Below are 18065 nucleotides of genomic sequence, written 5' to 3'. Positions count from 1 at the left end.
GTCACAGCTCCTTGCGAATCTCACGGAGAAAGTTCTCCGTGCGCCGCGCCGGTGTGGCCTGGGTCCCCATCCGGTCCAGTGCCTCCAGATAGGCGGCCACATCGGTGCGCTGGTCGAGATAGCCGGCGCCGGTCAGGCCCTCGGCGTAGACGATGTCCGGCAGTTCCGGGATCTGGAACCGGAACAGTTGGAAGGGACCGCCCATGCCCGGATGCGGCCCGGAGGCGAACGGCACCACCTGCAGGGTCACGTTGGGCAGGTGGGTGGCCTCGATGAGGCGGTCGATCTGGGCGCGCATGGTCTGCGGTCCGCCGATGTGCAGACGGAGCACCGTCTCGTCCATGACGGCCCACAGATGCGGCCCGCCGGGTCTGGAGAGCAGATCCTGACGCTCCATCCGCAGGGCGACCCGGCGGTCGATCTCCTGCTCGGTGCCCTGCGGGAAGCCGATGCGCAGCAGGGCCCGGGCGTAGTCCTCGGTCTGCAGCAGGCCGGGGATGAAGTGCGGTTCGTACGCGCGGATCCGGCTGGCGGCGCCCTCCAGGCTCACGTACAGGCTGAACCAGTCCGGCAGCACATCGCGGAACCGGTGCCACCAGCCGGGCCGGTTGGCCTCCTCGACGAGCCCGAGGAAGGACTCCACCTCGTCCTGGCCGACACCGTAGGTCCGCAGGAGCTTCTCCACATAGGGGAGCTTCAGGCCGACCTCGGCCTTCTCCATCCGGCGCACCGTGGTCTGGTTGACGTGCAGCGCCTTGGCGGCCGCGTCATAGCTGACCCCGGCCTGCTCACGGAGGTGCCGCAGCCGCATGCCGAGGACCATCTGCCCGACGGTCGGGGCAGACCGCGCTTCACCCACGTCGTAACCTCCTCCGACAGTGTTGTGCGTCTCAGTGTGCCATGCTCGATATGGGGGAGACAGACTGCGTTGGCCATTCTGCATTTTGCAGAACGCGTCTTGCCAACTGATGCTCGCAGGAACGATAGTGGCGTGGTGACCGGTCCCAACGTGGCTGCCCTGTCGCGCACTTGCGGCATTCACGTACGGCATTCACGCCCCCACAGGTAGACGGACGGAAGGCACATGGCCGTGGCATTGCGTCAGCGCTCGACGATGGTTCCTCACATGACCTCCGCTGGCGTTGACACGGCCCTGCGCCAGGAGAGTCTGCAGCTGCCCGCCCGGGGCGCCTCGGTCGCCGCCGCGCGACGGCTCGTCCGGAGCCTGGTGCCCTGCTGGGGCTTCGACGAGGACGTGTGCGGCGCGGCCGAGCTGGTGATGTCCGAGCTGTTCACCAACGCCCTCGTGCACACCGCGAGCGAGCAGATCCTCTGTGTGCTGCGCGCCCAGGAGCGGCGCTCGCTCTACGTCGAGGTCGCCGACCAGGGCGGCGGCCCGCTCGGGCCCATGCCCCGGGAGGCGGGCGTGGAGGACGAGAGCGGCCGGGGCCTGGCCCTCGTCCGCGCCCTGACCGAGGCCTGGGGCGACCGCCCGGGGGTGGCGGGCGGCCGCGTGGTCTGGGCCCAGCTCAGCGCGACGGCCCGCTGACCGGTCCGTACGACGGCGGTTAGCATCGCCGGGTGCACACCGTCCCACGCCGCCTGCTGCTGGCGTTCGCCGCGGGCGGGCTCGCCGGGTGTTCGGACCCCGGGCCCTCCGCCCGGGTGCGGCTGGCCACAGGGCCGCGCGGCGGTCCGTACGCCACCTTCGGCAGCAGGCTGGCCACCGAGGCGCACCGGGCCCACCACGGGCTCACCGTGCGCGTGCTCACCACGGCGGCGAGCGTGGAGAACCTGCGCATGCTCGGCGACGGCCGGGCCGACACCGCCCTCACCCTCGCCGACAGCGCCGCGGACGCCGCCGCCGGGCGCGGCACCTTCCCCCGCCGCATACCGGTCACCGCCCTGGCCCGGCTCTACCTCAACTACCTCCACCTGGTCGTCCCCGCCGACTCCCCGATCGAGCACCCCGCCCAGCTGGCAGGGCGCACGGTCTCCCTCGGCGCCGCCGCCTCCGGCACCTCCACGACCGCAGGACGGGTGCTGGGCGCCGCCGGAGTGCGCGACGTCCGCGCCGTACGCCTCGGGCTCGGCGCCTCCGCCGACGCGCTCACCCGGGGCGACGTGGACGCCTTCTTCTGGTCCGGCGGCGCCCCCACCTGGGCCCTCACCCAGCTCGCCCGCCGCCGCCCGCTCCGCCTGATCCCCCTCGGCGGCCTCGCCCGCGCGCTGCGCCGGGCACACGGCCCGGTCTACGAGGAGGCCTCCATCCCGGCCGGGGCGTACGGCACGCGGGGGCCGACCCCCACCGTGGGCACGCCCAGCTACCTCGTCTGCCGCTCCGGACTCGCGGACGGCACGGCCCGCGCGCTCACCGCCGTGCTCTTCGAGCACCGCGACCGGCTGACGGTGCCGGACGCGCCCGGCAGCCGCCTGGACGAGCGCTACGCCATCGGCACCGGCACGGTCCCCCTCCACCCAGGCGCCGCCGCGTACTACCGCGCCGCCTACGCCTGACCGCCACACGCCTGCGACAGCGCGTCCACGGTCACGCCCACGATGGCCAGGAGCTGCGCCGGGCCCGCCCCGGCCCTGCTCATGACGGCGAGCGACTGGTTCACGGCCGCCGCGTGGACAGCGAAGGCCTCGGCGTCCTGGTCGGTCAGCCGGCCGGCCTTCAGTGCGGCGCGCAGGCGCTGGAGCTGGAAGCCGAGCGCCTTCTCGGCGTGCGCTGCGACGGTCGGACTGAGCACCGGAATGACCATGGCCGACTGGGCGATCAGGCATCCATCAGGCAGTTCGGGATCGGCGATGCGCTTGAGGGTGACGTCGAAGAACGCGCGAACAGCGGCCACGGGTTCCGAGGCCGCGCGCGACAGGGCGGCGTCGTACTTCTCGCCATAGCGCGCGGCGTAGCGATCCAGGCAGCGCAGGAAGAGCGTGTCCTTGCCGCCGAGGGAGGAGTAGATGGAGCTGCGGTTCAGGCCGGTCGCCCGAGACAGGTCGTCCAGTGAGGTGTCGGCGTAGCCGTCGCGCCAGAACTGGATCATCGCGGCGTCGAGGGCCGTGTCCATGTCGAACTGCTTCTTGCCTGCCACTGTGGTGCGCACCCTTCCATCTTGAACCGATCAGTCCAAGATATGTTAGCGTTCAAGCGTGGTCATGGCCAGGCATACCGCGCACTTCACGACCGCACATCCGACACCGATGGAGGATCCCGTGACCGGCCCAGCGATCAGCGCTCCGCATGTCTGCGAGAGCAACCCCATCCGCGACCTGCCCCTGCGGCAGCTGGCGGGATTCACTCACCGCTGGGTCGACGCGGACGGCGTCCGTCTTCACGCCGTCGAAGGCGGACGGCCGGGCGGCCCGGCCGTCGTCCTGCTCGCCGGATTCCCGCAAACCTGGTGGGCCTGGCGAAAGGTGATGCCCGGCCTCGCCGACCGGTTCCGCGTCATCGCGATCGACCTGCCGGGGCAGGGCCACTCCGAGCGTCCGGAGCGCGGCTACGACACGCACGCGGTCGCCGCGCACGTCCACGCCGCCGTGAAGGCTCTCGGAGTGTCGGCTTACTCCCTGGTCGCCCACGACGTCGGCGCCTGGGTCGCCTTCTCCCTCGCCCTCAACTTCGAGAGCCACCTGCGCGGGCTCGCTCTGCTCGACGCCGGAATTCCCGGTATCACTCTCCCGGAGGCGATTCCCACCGACCCGGACCGAGCGTGGAAAACCTGGCATTTCGCGTTCCACATCGTGCCCGACCTGCCCGAGACGCTGCTCACCGGACGCGAGCGCGAGTACGTCGGCTGGTTCCTGAAGGTGAAGGCCCTGTCGCCCGACACGTTCGACGACGCGGAGATCGACCACTACGCGGCGGCCGTCGCCGTCGACGGCGGCCTGCGCGCTTCCCTCGCGTACTACCGGGACGCCGCGGAGTCGGCGCGCGAGAACCGCGAGGCGCTCAAGCGGCGGCACCTGACCGTGCCCGTCCTCGGAATCTCCAGCAGCCACGGCTCCGTTCCGGACATGGCCGCCTCCATCAGTCCATGGGCCGACAACACCACCGGAATCGTCGTGCCCGACGCTGGACACTTCATCCCCGACGAGCAGCCCGAAGCTGTCGCCGCCGCGATAGCGGACTTCATCGCCGACAGCGACTGACTCCCGTCGAACCTGCCCGGCCATCTAGACCGCCGGCAGGCGCAGCTCCACCACCAGCCCCCGTGGCTCCCCGGAGCGGAGCGTCAGTTCGCCGCCGCACGAGCGCGCCAGCTCGGCCGCGATGGCGAGGCCCAGCCCGCTGCCGGGAACGTTCCCGTGGTCCGGGGCGCGCCAGAAGCGGCCCAGGGCGGCGGCCAGCTGCTCGGGGGTGAGCCCGGGCCCGTCGTCGGCGATCCGCAGCGCCCCGGCGGCGTCGAGCGAGACGGTGACCGTGCCACCGGACGGCACGAACTTGGCCGAGTTGTCCAGCGCGATGTCCGCGATCCGGGCGGCCGGGGCGGGCAGCGGCGGGGCGTCCGGGCCGCCCGCCCGGTCGACGTCCACCACCAGGGTCAGCCCCCGCGCCGCGTGCACCTCGCGCCAGGTGCCCAGCCGCGCGGCGAGCCGCGCGGGCGGGATCGGCTCGGGGTCGGCCGCCCCGGCCTCGACCCGGGCCAGCTCCAGCAGGTCTTCCAGCAGTCCGGCCAGCCGGTCGACTTCCGCGAGCGCCTCGGCGTAGTCCCCGCCGCCGCTCGCCCGCAGATGCGGCTCCAGGTTCTCCAGCCGCAGCGACAGCACGGTCAGCGGGGTGCGCAGCTCGTGCGAGGCGTCCGCGACGAAGGCGCGCTGCCGGTCCAGGGCGGTGGAGACCGCGTCGGCCATCGCGTTGAACCGCCGCTCCAGCAGCCGCAGCTCGGCGGGGCCGTGGCCGCCGTCGCGTACCCGGGCGTCCATCCGGCCCTCGGCGATCGCCCGGGTGGTGAGGTCCAGTTCGGTGACCGGCCGCAGGATCCACCGGGCGAGCCGTCGCGCGGCGATCAGGGCGCAGGCCACCGCGACCAGCGAACCGCCCGCGACGGCGGCCCAGACGAGGGCCACCTCGCGCCGGGCGGTGGCGGTGGCCACCCGCATGAGCACGACACCGGAGACCTGGGCGTCCCGGCCGACCGGCTCGGCGATCATCACCGACGCCGGGCCGAACGGGGTGACCAGCGGCAGGCTGCCGGTCGTACGGCCGGACAGCGCCCGCTCGGCGGGCTCGCGCTCCCAGGCGCCGCCGCCCGCGACCCGTTCGCCGTCCCGGCCGCGGATCTCCACCTCGGTGCCGTACAGCTGGTGGTAGCGGGACACCTCCTGGACGAGCCCGGCGGTGTACCCGTCGCGGATCGCCTGGTCGGCGAGTTCGGCGAGCCGGGTCGCGTCCGCGCGCCGCTCCAGCAGCAGCTGCCCGGTGCGATGGGATGAGTACGCGCGGGCGAAGGGCACCGCGAGCGCGGCCACCAGGCACGCGATGAGCACGGTGTAGACCGTCAGGATCCTCAGATGCATCCGCCGGTTCCCAGCCGGTATCCGGTGCCGCGCAGCGTTTCCACCAGCTCCGGACGGCCGGTCTTGGAACGGATTCCGGCGATGTGCACGTCGAGGGAGCGGGACGCGGACAGCAGCAGGTCGCCCCAGACCGCGTCCAGGATCTCCTCGCGGCTGCGGACGACACCGGGTTCGCGGGCGAGCAGCGCCAGCACGTCGAACTCCCGGCGGGTGAGGACGACGGGATGGCCGTCCACCTCCAGCTGCCGGGTGGCCAGATCGATCCGTACGCCGCCGACCGCGATCACGGGACCCGCCGCCGTGAGCGGCCGGGTGCCGCGCCGTACGACGGCCTCCATGCGCGCGATCAGCTCGGCCGTGCGGAACGGCTTGACCAGGTAGTCGTCGGCGCCGCCGCGCAAGGACCGGAGCACGTCCCGCTCGGCGGTCCGGGCGGTGACCACGATGACCGGGACGGCGGAGGCGCGGCGCAGCCTGCGCAGCGCCTCCAGCCCGTCCATGTCGGGCAGCCCCAGGTCGAGCAGGACGAAGTCGGCGCCGTCCTTGAGCCGGAGCGCGTCGTCGGCGCGCCCGGCGCGGACGACCTGGTGCCCCAGCCGGTCGAGCGCGGAGGTCAGCGCGGCCGCCAGCCGGTCGTCGTCTTCGACCAGGAGAACGTGCATGCTTCAGGGTAAGGGGCCGCCCGAAGCCTCAGACAGCGGTCTTCCGCAGGCTCTCGGCGGCCTCCTTCTCGGCCGCTTCCCTGGTGAGGGCGGTGTCCCGGGTCTCGCGCATCGTGAGGTAGACGATGAGCGAGACGGCGGCGCAGCCGGAGACGTACCAGTAGAAGCCGGACTCCACTCCGGCGTCCTTGAACCACAGCGCCACATACTCCGCCGTGCCCCCGAACAGCGCGTTGGCCAGCGCGTACGGCAGCGCCACGCCGAGCGCCCGGACATGGGTGGGGAACAGCTCGGCCTTCACCACCGCGTTGATGGAGGTGTAGCCGGTGATGATGACCAGCGCCGCGAGCGAGAGCAGCAGCGCGCCGAGGAAGGTGCTGGTGTTCGAGAGCGCGGTCATGATGGGCACGGTGCCGAGCATCGAGCCGAAGCCGAAGGTGATCAGCAGCGGCCTGCGGCCGATCCGGTCCGACAGCGCACCGGCCGCGGGCTGGATCAGCATGAACAGGAACAGCGCGCAGAAGCTCACCAGCGAGGCGTCGGACTTGCTCAGCCCGGCGGTGTTCGACAGGTATTTGGTGAGATACGTGGTGTACGTGTAGTACGCGACCGTGCCGCCCATGGTCAGCGCGATGACCAGCGCCGCCTCCTTGCGGTGCTGCAGCAGCTGCCGGATGGTCCCGCGCTCGGCCGACCCTTGCCCCGCGCCCTCCTCCTCGGTGTACGCCTCGGTCTCCAGCAGGTTGCGCCGCAGCCAGAACACCACGGCGGCGGCCACGGCACCCACGATGAACGGGATGCGCCAGCCGTAGGAGTGCAGCGAGTCGTCGGACATGCCGCGCTGGAGCACGATCAGCAGGCCGAGGCCGATGAGCTGGCCCATCGTCATGGAGACGTACTGGAAGCTGGAGACGAAGCCACGGCGGCCCGGCTGGGACGCCTCGGTGAGATAGGTGGCGCTGGCCGCGTACTCGCCGCCGACCGAAAGCCCCTGCAGCAGCCGGGCCACCAGCAGGATGAACGCGCCGAAGTAGCCCACCTGGTCATAGGTCGGCGCGATGGCGATGAGCAGCGCGCTGGCCGACATCAGCGTCACCGTGAGGGTGAGCGCGGCCTTGCGCCCGCGCCGGTCGGCGTACCGGCCCAGCAGCCAGCCGCCGATCGGGCGCATGAAGAACCCCACGGCGAAGATGCCCGCCGTGTTGAGGAGTTGCGCGGTGTCATTGCCCTTGGGGAAGAAGGCACCGGCGAAATAGGTCGCGAAGCTGGCGTAGACGAACCAGTCGAACCATTCGACGAGATTGCCGATCGAGCCGCCGAGCACGGCTCGCCAGGGGGTACGGGGGTGCTGCGCTGAGCCGGTGTCGCTCACTGGGCCTCCTGATACGTGCGGTAGGCGGACGGCCGCCGAGCGGGGCGGTCGTCGCGCAACGCAGCGTCGGTGCGGACAGGGGGCGGCGTACAGCCTCCGGACCGAGAGCTAACGTCCGGTTAACACACCGTCCCGCGCCGGACCTTTCCCCGCCGGGCTCCGTCCCGAACCGTTGACGTCTTCTGAGGGCCGCGGGATTGTGGTGGCTCCTGTTTGCTTGTGTTCGAAGTTTCGGACTTCGGGAGGCGGCCATGCGTGGCGTGTCAGCACCGGGCGAGTCGTACGGACGCAGGAGATTCCTCAGCGGAGCGGCCGCCGTCGGCGGGGCGGCGGCGCTGGCCGGGTGGTCCCGCCCGGCGGCCGCCGCACCGGCGGCGACCTGGGAAGACGTGATCAACGGCTCCTTCGGGAGCTACGGCGCCTTCGAGGCGGAGTGGAACTACCTCTACCCGTGGGGCTCCGACCACAACGGGAGCGCCCGGATGTACGGCAGCCCCACCGACCACAACCACATCACTCTGGCCTCCGGGGTGCTCACCCTGAAGGCCACCCGCATCACGTGGGACGAGGGCACCAGTGGCTCGGACCCGCATCTGCCGATCCGCTACCACTCGGGCGCGGTGCACGCGAAGAACCAGATCGTGGTGACCGACCAGTTCCCCGACTACGAGGTCAAGGGCGAGTTCCAGGCGCCGAGCGCGGCCGGGACCTGGCCCGCCTTCTGGCTGACCGGGGTCAACAGCTGGCCGCCGGAGAGCGACATCCTGGAGTTCAAGGGCAACTCCAACAACTGGTTCAACACCTTCCGCAGCTCCTCGGACGTCTCCAGCACGATCGTCGGCGTCTCCGGCCCCGGGAACTGGCACACCTACCGCGCCTGGATCACCAAGGTGAACGCCACCGACGTGGACATCCACTACTACCTGGACGGCACCTGGAAGGCGGTCCACCGCGGCGCCGGTTTCGTCGGCAAGCCGCTGTGGCTCATCATCAACCTCCAGATGGAGGGCTCCTCGGGCTCCTCAGGCCCGGGCGGCGACACGTACTACCGGGCGCGCAACGTGTACGTCGGCCGGAACCGCACCCGCTGACGGGCCGCCGTACACAGGAGACTAACCGTGGGTCTGGAGCACCGCGTCGCCGCGGTCGGGGGTGCGCTCGCCGCGGTCGGGGGTGCGCCTTCTGGCCGGGTGACGGGGCCGGGGGATCCGGCGGGTCAGCCGGGGCGGCGCCTCCGGGGCCTTGGGGCCGGGCGGCCGGTCGTCGGGCCCGCCGGGGCCGTCGTTCTCCGGCGGCCGTACGGAGCCCGCCCCGGTCTCCGTGCTGTGCACCGTCAGCATCACCAGCCCCGCGCTCGCCACCAGCGCCGCGAGCACTGCCAGCAGCGTGCCCGGCGTCCCGTGCTGGAAGTGCTCGCCCAGCGCGGTGATGCCGACCGCCGTCGCCACCACGGGGTTGACCACCGTGGCCGTCGCGAGCGGCGAGGCCAGACCGGCCCCGTGGTACGACGCCTGGGACAGCAGCACCCCGCCCCCGGCCAGCACGCCGATCATGACGAGGCTGGGCAGGACGTCGGCCCAGGAGCCCCACATGCCCTCCACGGCCACGTTCTTGACGAACACCGAGGAGACACCGAAGGACGTCCCCGCGGCGGTGGCCAGCACCACCCCGCGCAGCCCGCCCGGCCGCAGCAGGCGGGCGACCAGCGCCAGCGCCGCTATGGCGGAGAGCGTGACCACGGCCAGCGTGATCCGCTCCCCGTCCGCCAGCGCCTGGGACCGGGACGAGCCGGTCAGCGAGAGCAGCCCGGCCAGCCCCACGGTGGCCAGCAGCGCGCCCCGCCACCCGGCCGCGCCGACCGGGCGCCGGACGAACACCGCCGCCATGGGCAGCGCGAAGACAATGGTGAGGGCGCCCAGCGGCTGCACCACGCTCAGCGGCCCATAGGCCAGCGCGATCACATGCAGGACCGCCCCGGCCCCGTTCAGGGTCACCGCGGTCCACCAGGTCCCGCGCCGCAGCGGCCCTCCGGCGTGCAGCGGCGACGTCGCCGCGACATGCTCCTGGAGGATGGCCCCGGCGGCGTAGCACACCGATGAGATCAGTGCCAGCAGCACCGACAGTGCGAGCGAGGTCACGTCGAGGCCCCCTGGGCCGATCCGTCTCCGTCCATGCCCTCATCCTTGAGGGTCGGACCCCGCTTCGTCGTCGTCCTTGAGCACAGACTTTCTCCTACTACTTGCGTAGTACGGCACGCCACCACTTCGCCTTCGCGGCGGCCGTGCGGGCCCGCTGCAGCAGTTCGTTCTGCGGCTGGGCGGGCCGGTAGACGGTGAGCGCCCCCGGCCGCTTGTCGATCAGCAGCGCCTCCGCGGGCTCCGCCGCGATCTCGCCGTCGTAGGCGCGGGTGTCCAGGGCGTGCAGCCCGGACAGCCGCAGCTGCCGCATCCGGCGGGTCGTATAGACGCGCGAGCGCCCCAGCGTGCCGGTGAGCGCCGAGAACAGCAGCCGGGTCCGGGCCAGCGGCTGGTCCCCGTCGATGGCCCGGACGTCGAGCAGCCCGTCGTCCAGCTGCTGGCGGTACGTGGGCGCGAACCCCTCGGGCGAGTAGCCGCCGTTGCCGACGAACAGCACCCACAGCCGCCGCGGATGCCCGTTGACCTCGATCTCCATGGGCGTGGCCGTGCGCAGCACCCGGCTGAGCGCGACGGCGGCCGCGGGCCACTTGCCGAGCCGGTCCTCCAGGCTCTCCCGGATCCGTACCAGCTCGGGGTAGAAGCCGAGGCTGAAGGTGTTGACGAAGTGGCTGCTGCCCTCTCCCGGGGCGCCACCGGCGATCGGGGTGGCCCGGGCGAGGTCCACGGCGATCGCGTCGCCCTCGGTCACGGCGTGCGCGGTGTCCTCGAAGTTCGGTACGCCGATGTCCAGCGCGAAGTGGTCGAGGGTGCCGCCGGGGAAGACCGCGAGCGGCAGCCCGCGCTCGCAGGCCAGCGCGGCCGCCGCGTTGACGCTGCCGTCCCCGCCGCAGATCCCCAGCGCCCCGGCGCGTTCGGTGGCCCGGCGGGCGGCCTGGCCGAGCACCGTCATGAAGTCGTCATCGGGCCCGCACTCCATGATCTCGGCCGCGGGCAGCAGCAGTTCCAGCTGCTCGGCGTCGGTGAACCCGCCCGCGGCCGGGGACGCGCCCGCACTGTGGTTGACGACCACGACCAGCCCCTCGCCCTTGGGCATGGCGGGCGCCGAGACCCGCGGCCGGGCCTGCGCCGGGACCTCCGGGCGCGCGGGCCACCAGCGGCAGGTGAGCGCGGCGGCCCCGGCCCCCAGGGCGATCCCGGCCACCACATCGCTGGGGTAGTGGACGCCCACATAGACCCGGGAGGCGGCGACGGCGGCGGCCAGCGGGGCGACCAGGGTGCCGTACCGGGACGACTCGATGGCGACCCCGGTCGCGAAGGCGGCCGCGGAGGCGGAGTGCCCGGAGGGGAAGGAGCTGGTCCAGGGCTGCCTGCGCAGCCGCCGGACCAGCGGCACGGTGTCCACCATCGGGCGGCGGCGCTCCACGGTCCACTTCACCACCATGTTCGACGCCAGCGAGGCGGCCGCGAGCGAGCCGATGCCCCGCAGCGCCGCCCGCCGCGCGGTGCGCCCGCCCACCGTGGCGAGCACGGCGGCCGTGCCGAACCACAGCTTGCCGTGGTCGGCGCTCCGGCTCAGCCGGGGCAGCAGGGGATGAGCGCCGCGCAGCCGACTGGCGGCGACCCGCGCGAACAGCTGCCGGTCGATGTCACTGATGGGTCCCATGCACCCATGGGTAACCCGGAATGGCCGCGGCACGCCTCACCGGCGCGCGATGTGATCCATCCCGCCCGGGGCGCACGCCGCCCGGGGGCGCACCTCAGGCGGCGTGACGTGGCGTCAGGACGTCAGGACGCGGGGAGCCCCCAGCGCGGCGCCGCCTCGTTCGGCTCCACCGGCCGGACGGTCAGATCCGGGTGATCGCCGCGCGCCGTGATCACCGCTTCGCGCCGCTTGCCCAGCGCGATACGGATCGTCCCGGCGCCGACGTGTTCGTACGGCAGCCGCCGCCCGCGCTCGTCGTGCACCTCGATGCTGCCGGGCAGGGAGTGCCGTACGACGCAGGGCGCGCCCGCCTCGCTGCGCAGCCGCACCCAGCGGGTCACCCCGTCCTCGCGCGCCGCGCTCAGCAGGAACGCGCCCTGGGTGCGGAAGTCGTGCACCATGAGTTCGCGCCACGCGTCGGGCAGCGCGGGGAACACCCGGATCACCCCGCCCCAGCTCTGGCACACCATGTCGTGCAGCGACTGCGCGGCCGACAGCGGGGTCTCGATGACCGGGCCCGACTCCTTGTACAGGGTGTTCGGCTGGATGAACCGGGTCATCAGCTCGCCCAGATACTTCAGCGCGTCCTCGCCGCGCCCCATCTGCGCGGACATCGAGGCGGCGCCGGTGAAGGTGTAGCCCTGCAGCGCGCCCTCGAAGCCGACCCAGTGGGTCAGGGACTTCTCGATCAGCTCGCGCTGGTCCGGGTCCTCCCAGGTCACCTCGTACAGCGGATAGACGGCGAGCATATGGGAGTAGTGGCGGTGCGACTTGGCGAACGGCACCCCCGCGCCGATCATGAAGCCGTTCTCGTCCACCGGGTACGGGGTGAGCTTCGTGAGCACCTCCCGCCAGCGCCGCGCCGACGGGTCGTCCACGCCGAGGACCTTCGCCGAGTCGAGGAGCGTGGCACAGCCCCAGCGCAGCAGCATCAGGTCGTAGTTGCAGTCCGGGGAGTTCACCCCGTACTCGGGCGAGAAGGTGGCGGGCAGATGCAGCTTGCCGTCGCTGCCGGGGGTGAGGAAATGGAGGTAGTAGGCGACGGCCTTGCGCAGCAGGGGGAAGACCACGTCCCGCAGGATCGAGCGGTCCATGGTGTGGCGGTAGCTGAGCCACACGTTGTGCAGCGCCCAGGTGAGGTTGCCGACCTCGGGGGTGGGCGGGTCCTGGCCGGGGATGCCGACGGCGAAGCCGCCGTTCGTCACCGAGGCGCCGTTGACCAGCCGCATATCGGTGGTGCGCGGGATGCCCGCCGAGTCCTTGCGGTACGGGGCGTGGAGCTGGTTGGACAGGTTGTCGCGGAACTCGCTGAGGGCGCGGGTGACGGCGTCCAGCTCCAGGTGGTTGGAGCCGTGGATCAGCCAGTACTCCAGCTGCACATTGAGGTTCCACCAGGTGGCGGGCCACGGCGTGGGCTCCAGCCACGGTCCGCAGGTGGCCATCACGGGTGCGTCGGCGCGGGCCGCCGAGGCCACCTTGTAGAGCTGGATCCAGTAGAAGCGCTGGAGGCGGGCGTCGGGGAGCGAGAGGAAGCCCTTGCGGTAGTACGCGTTCCACCAGCTGCGGTGGGTGTGCGCCAGCGCGTCGTACGGCAGTGCCGCCGCGGACCGTACGGTCTTCAGCGCCGCGTCGCGGGCGGTGGTGCGGGGGTGGGAGTGGGTGACGGTGACATAGAGGGTGCGGCGGTTCGACCGGGTGCGCTCGCGCCAGGCCGTCACATGCTGCCCGCCCGCGAGCAGCGGCTGTACGGCGGCCCGGATGCCGTGGTGGTCCTCGACGGTGGCCGGGGGGTTGCCGGTGTACCCCTCGGGGGCGGGCTTGGACGCGACGCGCGGGCTGATGGCCTCGGCGGGGTGGAACACCCAGCGGAACCCCGTCTCGCCCCGGGTGGGGGTGACCTCGATGGCCATCACCGAGCGCGAGTTGTGGACCAGGGCGCGCAGCGTCAGCGTGCCCTGGTCGGTGGTGATCGTGCCGGTCAGCTCCGCGTCGCGCAGCCGCAGCCGCCAGTCGACCGCCTTGATCGTGCCGACCGGCTCCAGGGTGAAGTGGCCGATCGGCAGCCGGGCGAGCCCGAAGAGGGAGCCGAACTCGGGGCGGTGGTCCTGCACCTCGCTGTGCTGGACGTTGAAGCGGACGGCCCCGGGGGTGTCCGGGTCGGCGTAGATGCCGGAGCCCAGGCGGGCGTTGCCGAGGTAGGGGCCCTCGTACCAGGTCCGCGGCAGCTTCTGCCAGACCATGTCGGCGTCGTCGAGGACGGTGGTCCAGGGGTCGGGGGAGGAGGTCGGGCGGACGGTGTCCGGGGCCGCGGCGGCCGGGACCGCGGCGGCGACCGTGGCCGGCGCGGCGAGCCCGATGGTTCCGGCGGCCATGGCGCCACCGACGACGGTCCTTCTGGTGGGTGCGGTCACGTACGTGCCTCCAGTTCCTCGGGCTGAACCCTTCGGAATGATGCAGCGCTTCCGGAGGAACGGGAACCCCTCGCGCACCATAAACATCGGAGGGGCGCCCAGGGATCACGCGCCGAAACGCCCCGGCGATCCTGCCGGGGCGGTGAGACCTCGGATCTTCTCGTCTCCTGATGAGGTGTCGCTACGCCCCGGCCTCCCGGCTGCTCACCAGGAGGCCGACGCCATGGCGGAAGCGGTCCTCGAAGTCGCCGAAGTGTCCGACGACGGTGGCGAGCCGGGGGTAGCGGTCGGCGGTGGCGGCCCGCAGCAGCGGATCCAGGTCGCGCGTGGCCCCGGCGGCCTGTTCCTCCTGGGTGAGGCCGATCGTGAAGTAGACCAGCGACCAGGTCCGCCACCCGGCCTCGGGTGGCGCGTGGCCGCCGTCGAGGAACGCGCCGACCAGGGCGTCCGCGAAGCGCAGCGTGTGCTCCTCGGCGACATACGTCCCGGCCATGACCCTGGCCCCGTCGCGCCGGGCGAGCAGGGCCGCGCGATAGCGGTGGGCCAGGGCGCGCGCCCGTTCGTCCCAGGGCTCGGGGAGTGGGTCGTCGGCGCATCCGGCGAGCATCGCGTCGGCCATCAGCTCCAGCAGCCGGGGCTTGCTGGAGGCGTGCCAGTACACGGTGTTGAGCTGGACGCCCAGCCGCTCGGCCACCTTGCGCATCGTGAGCTTGTCGAGCCCCGCGTCGTCGAGCAGTTCCAGCGCCGCCGTCACCACGGCCGTGCGGTCCAGGGCCATGCCCGCCGTCTCCCTTCGCTTGTGTTCTTCGCTTGCGTCTTGATCCTGGATCAAGTCTACTGGGGTCACCGCATTGATCCAGGATCAAGGGAAGCGTGGAGGGGTACCGTGCGAGACGATGTCGTCGTGGTGGGGGCCGGGCCGGTCGGGCTGCTGCTCGCCGCCGAACTGCGGCTGGCGGGCGTGTCCGTCACCGTGATCGAGCGCGCCGCCGAGCGCAGCCCGCACTCCAAGGCGCTGACGCTCCATCCGCGCACCCTGGAGGTGCTGGCGATGCGCGGGCTCGCCGACCGGTTCGTCCGCGAGGGCACGCCGCTGCCCAGCGGCCACTACGCCGGGCTCCCGGCCCGGCTGGACTTCTCCGTACTGGACACCCGCTTCCCGTACACCCTGGTGCTGCCCCAACTCCGCACCGAACAGCTGCTGGAGGAGCGGCTGCGCACGCTCGGCGGCGAGATCCGCTGGGAGCACCGGGCGCTGGCGGTACGGCAGGACGAGGGCGGCGCCGAGGTGGACGTGGCGGGCCCGGACGGTCCGTACACCCTGCGCGCGAGCTGGGTGGTGGGCTGCGACGGGGCCGGATCGACCGTACGGGCCGCGAGCGGCGTCGAGTTCCCGGGCACGTCGACCACCACGACCGGCTTCCTCGGCGATGTGGTGCTGGACGAGCCGCCACGGGTCCCGTCGCTGACCAGCGAGCACGGCGGCATCCTGATCGTCCCGCTGGGCGACGGCCATCACCGCATCGCGGGCTCCACCCGGGAGTCCGCCACCCGGCCCGCCGCCGAGCCGTTCACCCTCGACGAGCTGCGCGCGGCCGTGCGCGCCATCGCGGGTACGGACTTCGGGATGCGGGCACCCCGTTGGCTCTCACGGTTCGGCAACGCGGCGCGGCAGGCGGCCCGTTACCGCGAGGGCCGGATCCTGCTCGCGGGGGACGCGGCGCACATCCATATGCCGATGGGCGGTCAGGGGCTCAACGTCGGGCTCCAGGACGCCTTCAACCTCGGCTGGAAGCTGGCCGCGCACTGCCGGGGCCGCGCCCCGGCCGACCTGCTGGACAGCTATCACGCCGAGCGGCATCCGGTCGGCGCCGCGCTCCTGGAGAACACCCAGGCGCAGACCGCGATGGGCGCCGTCTACACCCCCGACACCCGCGCTCTGCGCGCCGTGTTCAGCGACATCCTCGCCACGCATCCGACCGTGAACCGGCAGCTCGCCGGGCAGCTCTCCGCGCTGGACGTGGCCTACCCGGCCCCGGCCGGAGCCGCCCCGCTGGTGGGCCACCGCGCGCCCGATGTGGGGCTGGAGGGGGCGGATGGGCCGAGCCTGTACCCGCTGCTGGCCGATGGACGGTTCGTCCTGCTGGACCTCGGCGGCTCAGAAGATGGCGGCGGTGCGTATGCCGACGCCATGGCCCTCGCCGAGCGGGTCGCCGGGGGAGCGGACCGGGTCCGGGTGGTCACCGCCCGCCCGGCCACCGCGCACCAGGGCTGGGAGGGCCCGCTGGCCGTTCTGGTGCGGCCCGATGGCCACATCGCCTGGGTCTCGACCGAGGCCCCCGCCCTGTCCACCCAGTGAGACGGATCACCGGGCCGCGAACACCACCCACACCGGGCCCGGCGCGAACTTCATCCGGTCACCGTCCGTGGTCGTGAAGGTGGTGCCGCCTCCCGCGCCCGGCCGTGACCAGCGCGTCTCGTACGCCTTGCCGTCGCGCAGCACCACCGCGCGGCCCGAGCCGACCGTCTCGGTGAAGGGCGTGACGCTGCCGAGCACATCGTGGAAACGCGACGGGCGGACCCTCGTGTACTGCACCACGACCGTGGCGGCGCCCAGCCGCCCGCCGTCGGTGGTGCGGGCCGGGGTGCCGTCCATCGCCACCAGCCACCGCTTGTCCGTGGCGGACCAGGTGAAGGCGAAACCCGCGGACGGATAGCGGACCGTCTGCCGCGCCGTGGGTTTTCCGCCCGGCGGCGCGGCGCCGAAGCGGAAGCCGATGTCCGGGGCGTCCGAGGCGTCCGGGGCGGCGCGCAGCGCGGCCTCGGGGCGCACATAGAGGTTGTGCGGCGCGGCGTGCTGGGTGCCACGGAAGTAGGCGCGGGGCGCCTCGGCGGGCGGCAGCGGATACAGCGGCGCGGCGTCCACGGTGGACCGCAGCCGGGACTGGACGCCCGAGTACGCCAGCGCCGGGCGGCCGAACTGGCGCAGCAGGTCGAGGTCGCTCTCGCGGGCGCTGCGCACCGGGCCCACGGTGGCGGGCAGTCGGCTGGAGAAGACCGCGAGCATACGGCTCAGCCCGCCCTCCACCTGCTCCACGTAGACGATGTCGGCCGCGCCGAGCCCGGTGTGGGGGCGCGCCTGGGCCGCGTTGTCGATCTTCACAGCGAGGACGGGCGCGGGCCGCGCGAACTGCCCGGTGAAGGGCGACCGGCCGCGCTCCGCGATCTGGCCTTTCCGGTCGCCGTCGCAGCCACTCAGCGCGGCGAGCACGAGGAGCGCCGCGAACAGCAAGGTCACGGGCCGGGCGGCGGAGCGCCGTGCTCCCCTCACCCGTTCGGCGGATATCCGACGGACATCGGCCCCACCCCCTCCCGTCCCAGCTCACCATGGATGGGGCCCTGTGGCCACTTGGCGCGGAGCATTCGGCCGGGGTGTTCGTTTCTTGCGCGTCTTCGTCCAGTCCTTGGGAATCGACGCGCGGAGCCTTCAAGTGCTCGTTAACCTGACGACAGATCCGGTTCAGCCGACCACGAAGGAGTGTGCGGTGACCCCCGAGCAGACGATGAGCGACGAGTCACACGCGGATAGCGGCGGGCGGCGGGCGGAGCCGCCGGAGGTGGGCAGTCTGGAGGTGTGGGCGCGCTCCGCTCCGATCCGTCTCGCCGGTTACGAGGACGACTTGGCCGAGCCACATATCCTCCAGAGCGTGGACTGAGGACACCGCCGATTCGTTTCAATGACGAACAATTCGGACGGCCGTCATTCAGCCGATTTCGGCGCGCCCGATGAGCGGTGATACCCCCGCTGTGCAGCAGGAACGCATATGCGAAGGCTTTGGCCAAGGCTGAAAATCCGACCAGTCGCCGCAAGGGGTGTCCGATCCTCACACCTCCTCCACATGTGTGAAGCACGGGTCGAGGGGCTGCGTTCGGGGGCGGCGAAAACCGGCCACCACGGGCCCGTCGATGGCGTGTTGTGCGGCGTTCGGGGAGTCGATCTACGTCGGGATAGCGCAAGATATGTGCTGCGCGGCCTCGGCTTCGGCCGCGCAAGCCGCTCCGGACGACGCTGTCCGTGAGCGGCGACAGGGGGAGAGGGACATCAGCCGCCGGGGAGGGGAGCCCCGGCCGCGTGAAGCCGCGTTTCTGAGGATCATTCATCGCTCACTTCGCCTCGGCGCGCCGCCATCCGGTGTGTGCCGACGCGCGTCATTCACCGGTCGGCGCCGCGCGCCCTGCGCGGCTGCCCCTGGG

16 protein-coding genes are annotated in these 18065 nt (G+C 72.5%); 6 read left to right on the top strand and 10 right to left on the bottom strand.

Annotated features, from left to right (window positions below):
- Position 1: 1 nt before the first annotated feature.
- Positions 2-859, bottom strand: coding sequence for a helix-turn-helix domain-containing protein (locus ACWC5C_RS09200; protein ID WP_450874829.1), 858 nt, complete (start codon positions 857-859; stop codon positions 2-4).
- A 267-nt stretch (positions 860-1126) separates the two neighbouring features.
- Between ACWC5C_RS09200 and ACWC5C_RS09195 the strand changes: the two genes are divergently transcribed.
- Together ACWC5C_RS09195 and ACWC5C_RS09190 are read left to right on the top strand one after the other, a co-directional pair.
- Positions 1127-1549, top strand: coding sequence for an ATP-binding protein (locus ACWC5C_RS09195; protein ID WP_450874828.1), 423 nt, complete (start codon positions 1127-1129; stop codon positions 1547-1549).
- 32 nt (positions 1550-1581) lie between these two features.
- Positions 1582-2517 (top strand): TAXI family TRAP transporter solute-binding subunit, encoded by a 936-nt coding sequence (locus ACWC5C_RS09190; RefSeq protein WP_450874827.1) that lies wholly within the window; start codon positions 1582-1584, stop codon positions 2515-2517.
- Here the strand turns inward: ACWC5C_RS09190 and ACWC5C_RS09185 are convergent.
- On the bottom strand, positions 2508-3098 hold the full coding sequence (locus ACWC5C_RS09185) for a TetR/AcrR family transcriptional regulator (RefSeq protein ID WP_450875136.1): 591 nt from the start codon (positions 3096-3098) through the stop codon (positions 2508-2510). The genes ACWC5C_RS09190 and ACWC5C_RS09185 overlap by 10 nt on opposite strands.
- Positions 3099-3207: 109 nt before the next feature.
- Here ACWC5C_RS09185 and ACWC5C_RS09180 point away from each other — a divergent pair, with 109 nt between their 5' ends.
- The gene (locus ACWC5C_RS09180; protein WP_450874826.1) at positions 3208-4158 is read left to right on the top strand and encodes an alpha/beta fold hydrolase; all 951 of its coding nucleotides are present in this window, start codon (positions 3208-3210) and stop codon (positions 4156-4158) included.
- Between the two features lie 24 nt (positions 4159-4182).
- Here the strand turns inward: ACWC5C_RS09180 and ACWC5C_RS09175 are convergent, their stop codons facing one another.
- From ACWC5C_RS09175 to ACWC5C_RS09165, 3 genes are read right to left on the bottom strand one after another with little or no spacing between them, the layout of a single operon-like run.
- Complete coding sequence (locus ACWC5C_RS09175) at positions 4183-5526, bottom strand: sensor histidine kinase (RefSeq protein WP_450874825.1); 1344 nt, start codon at positions 5524-5526, stop codon at positions 4183-4185.
- Positions 5517-6188, bottom strand: coding sequence for a response regulator transcription factor (locus ACWC5C_RS09170; protein WP_450874824.1), 672 nt, complete (start codon positions 6186-6188; stop codon positions 5517-5519). The genes ACWC5C_RS09175 and ACWC5C_RS09170 overlap by 10 nt, the downstream gene beginning before the upstream one ends.
- A 28-nt stretch (positions 6189-6216) precedes the next feature.
- Positions 6217-7560: an MFS transporter gene (locus tag ACWC5C_RS09165; RefSeq protein WP_450874823.1), complete on the bottom strand. Its 1344-nt coding sequence runs from the start codon at positions 7558-7560 to the stop codon at positions 6217-6219.
- A gap of 251 nt (positions 7561-7811) precedes the next feature.
- Here ACWC5C_RS09165 and ACWC5C_RS09160 point away from each other — a divergent pair, with 251 nt between their 5' ends.
- Positions 7812-8651: a glycoside hydrolase gene (locus ACWC5C_RS09160; RefSeq protein WP_450874822.1), complete on the top strand. Its 840-nt coding sequence runs from the start codon at positions 7812-7814 to the stop codon at positions 8649-8651.
- Between the two features lie 21 nt (positions 8652-8672).
- Here the strand turns inward: ACWC5C_RS09160 and ACWC5C_RS09155 are convergent, their stop codons facing one another.
- From ACWC5C_RS09155 to ACWC5C_RS09140, 4 genes are all read right to left on the bottom strand, one after another.
- Positions 8673-9698 (bottom strand): DMT family transporter, encoded by a 1026-nt coding sequence (locus ACWC5C_RS09155; protein WP_450874821.1) that lies wholly within the window; start codon positions 9696-9698, stop codon positions 8673-8675.
- Positions 9699-9795: 97 nt separating this feature from the next.
- On the bottom strand, positions 9796-11361 hold the full coding sequence (locus ACWC5C_RS09150; RefSeq protein WP_450874820.1) for a phosphatase PAP2 family protein: 1566 nt from the start codon (positions 11359-11361) through the stop codon (positions 9796-9798).
- Between the two features lie 122 nt (positions 11362-11483).
- Positions 11484-13772, bottom strand: coding sequence for a glycosyl hydrolase family 95 catalytic domain-containing protein (locus ACWC5C_RS09145; RefSeq protein ID WP_450875135.1), 2289 nt, complete (start codon positions 13770-13772; stop codon positions 11484-11486).
- A 220-nt stretch (positions 13773-13992) separates the two neighbouring features.
- A complete protein-coding gene (locus ACWC5C_RS09140) occupies positions 13993-14589 on the bottom strand; it encodes a TetR/AcrR family transcriptional regulator C-terminal domain-containing protein (RefSeq protein ID WP_450874819.1) in 597 nt (198 codons plus the stop codon).
- 108 nt (positions 14590-14697) lie between these two features.
- On the opposite strand from ACWC5C_RS09140, the gene ACWC5C_RS09135 reads away from it, so the two are divergent.
- Complete coding sequence (locus ACWC5C_RS09135; RefSeq protein ID WP_450874818.1) at positions 14698-16170, top strand: FAD-dependent monooxygenase; 1473 nt, start codon at positions 14698-14700, stop codon at positions 16168-16170.
- A 6-nt stretch (positions 16171-16176) separates the two neighbouring features.
- On the opposite strand, the gene ACWC5C_RS09130 is transcribed toward ACWC5C_RS09135, so the two are convergent.
- Positions 16177-17109: a DUF3048 domain-containing protein gene (locus ACWC5C_RS09130; RefSeq protein WP_450874817.1), complete on the bottom strand. Its 933-nt coding sequence runs from the start codon at positions 17107-17109 to the stop codon at positions 16177-16179.
- Positions 17110-17356: 247 nt separating this feature from the next.
- Here ACWC5C_RS09130 and ACWC5C_RS09125 point away from each other — a divergent pair, with 247 nt between their 5' ends.
- The gene (locus tag ACWC5C_RS09125; protein ID WP_385441207.1) at positions 17357-17527 is read left to right on the top strand and encodes a hypothetical protein; all 171 of its coding nucleotides are present in this window, start codon (positions 17357-17359) and stop codon (positions 17525-17527) included.
- Positions 17528-18065: the final 538 nt, after the last annotated feature.

The organism is Streptomyces sp. NPDC001700, from assembly GCF_053596435.1.
The sequence above is the reverse complement of the archived record's forward strand: the minus strand, read 5'-3'. Positions and strand labels throughout refer to the sequence as shown.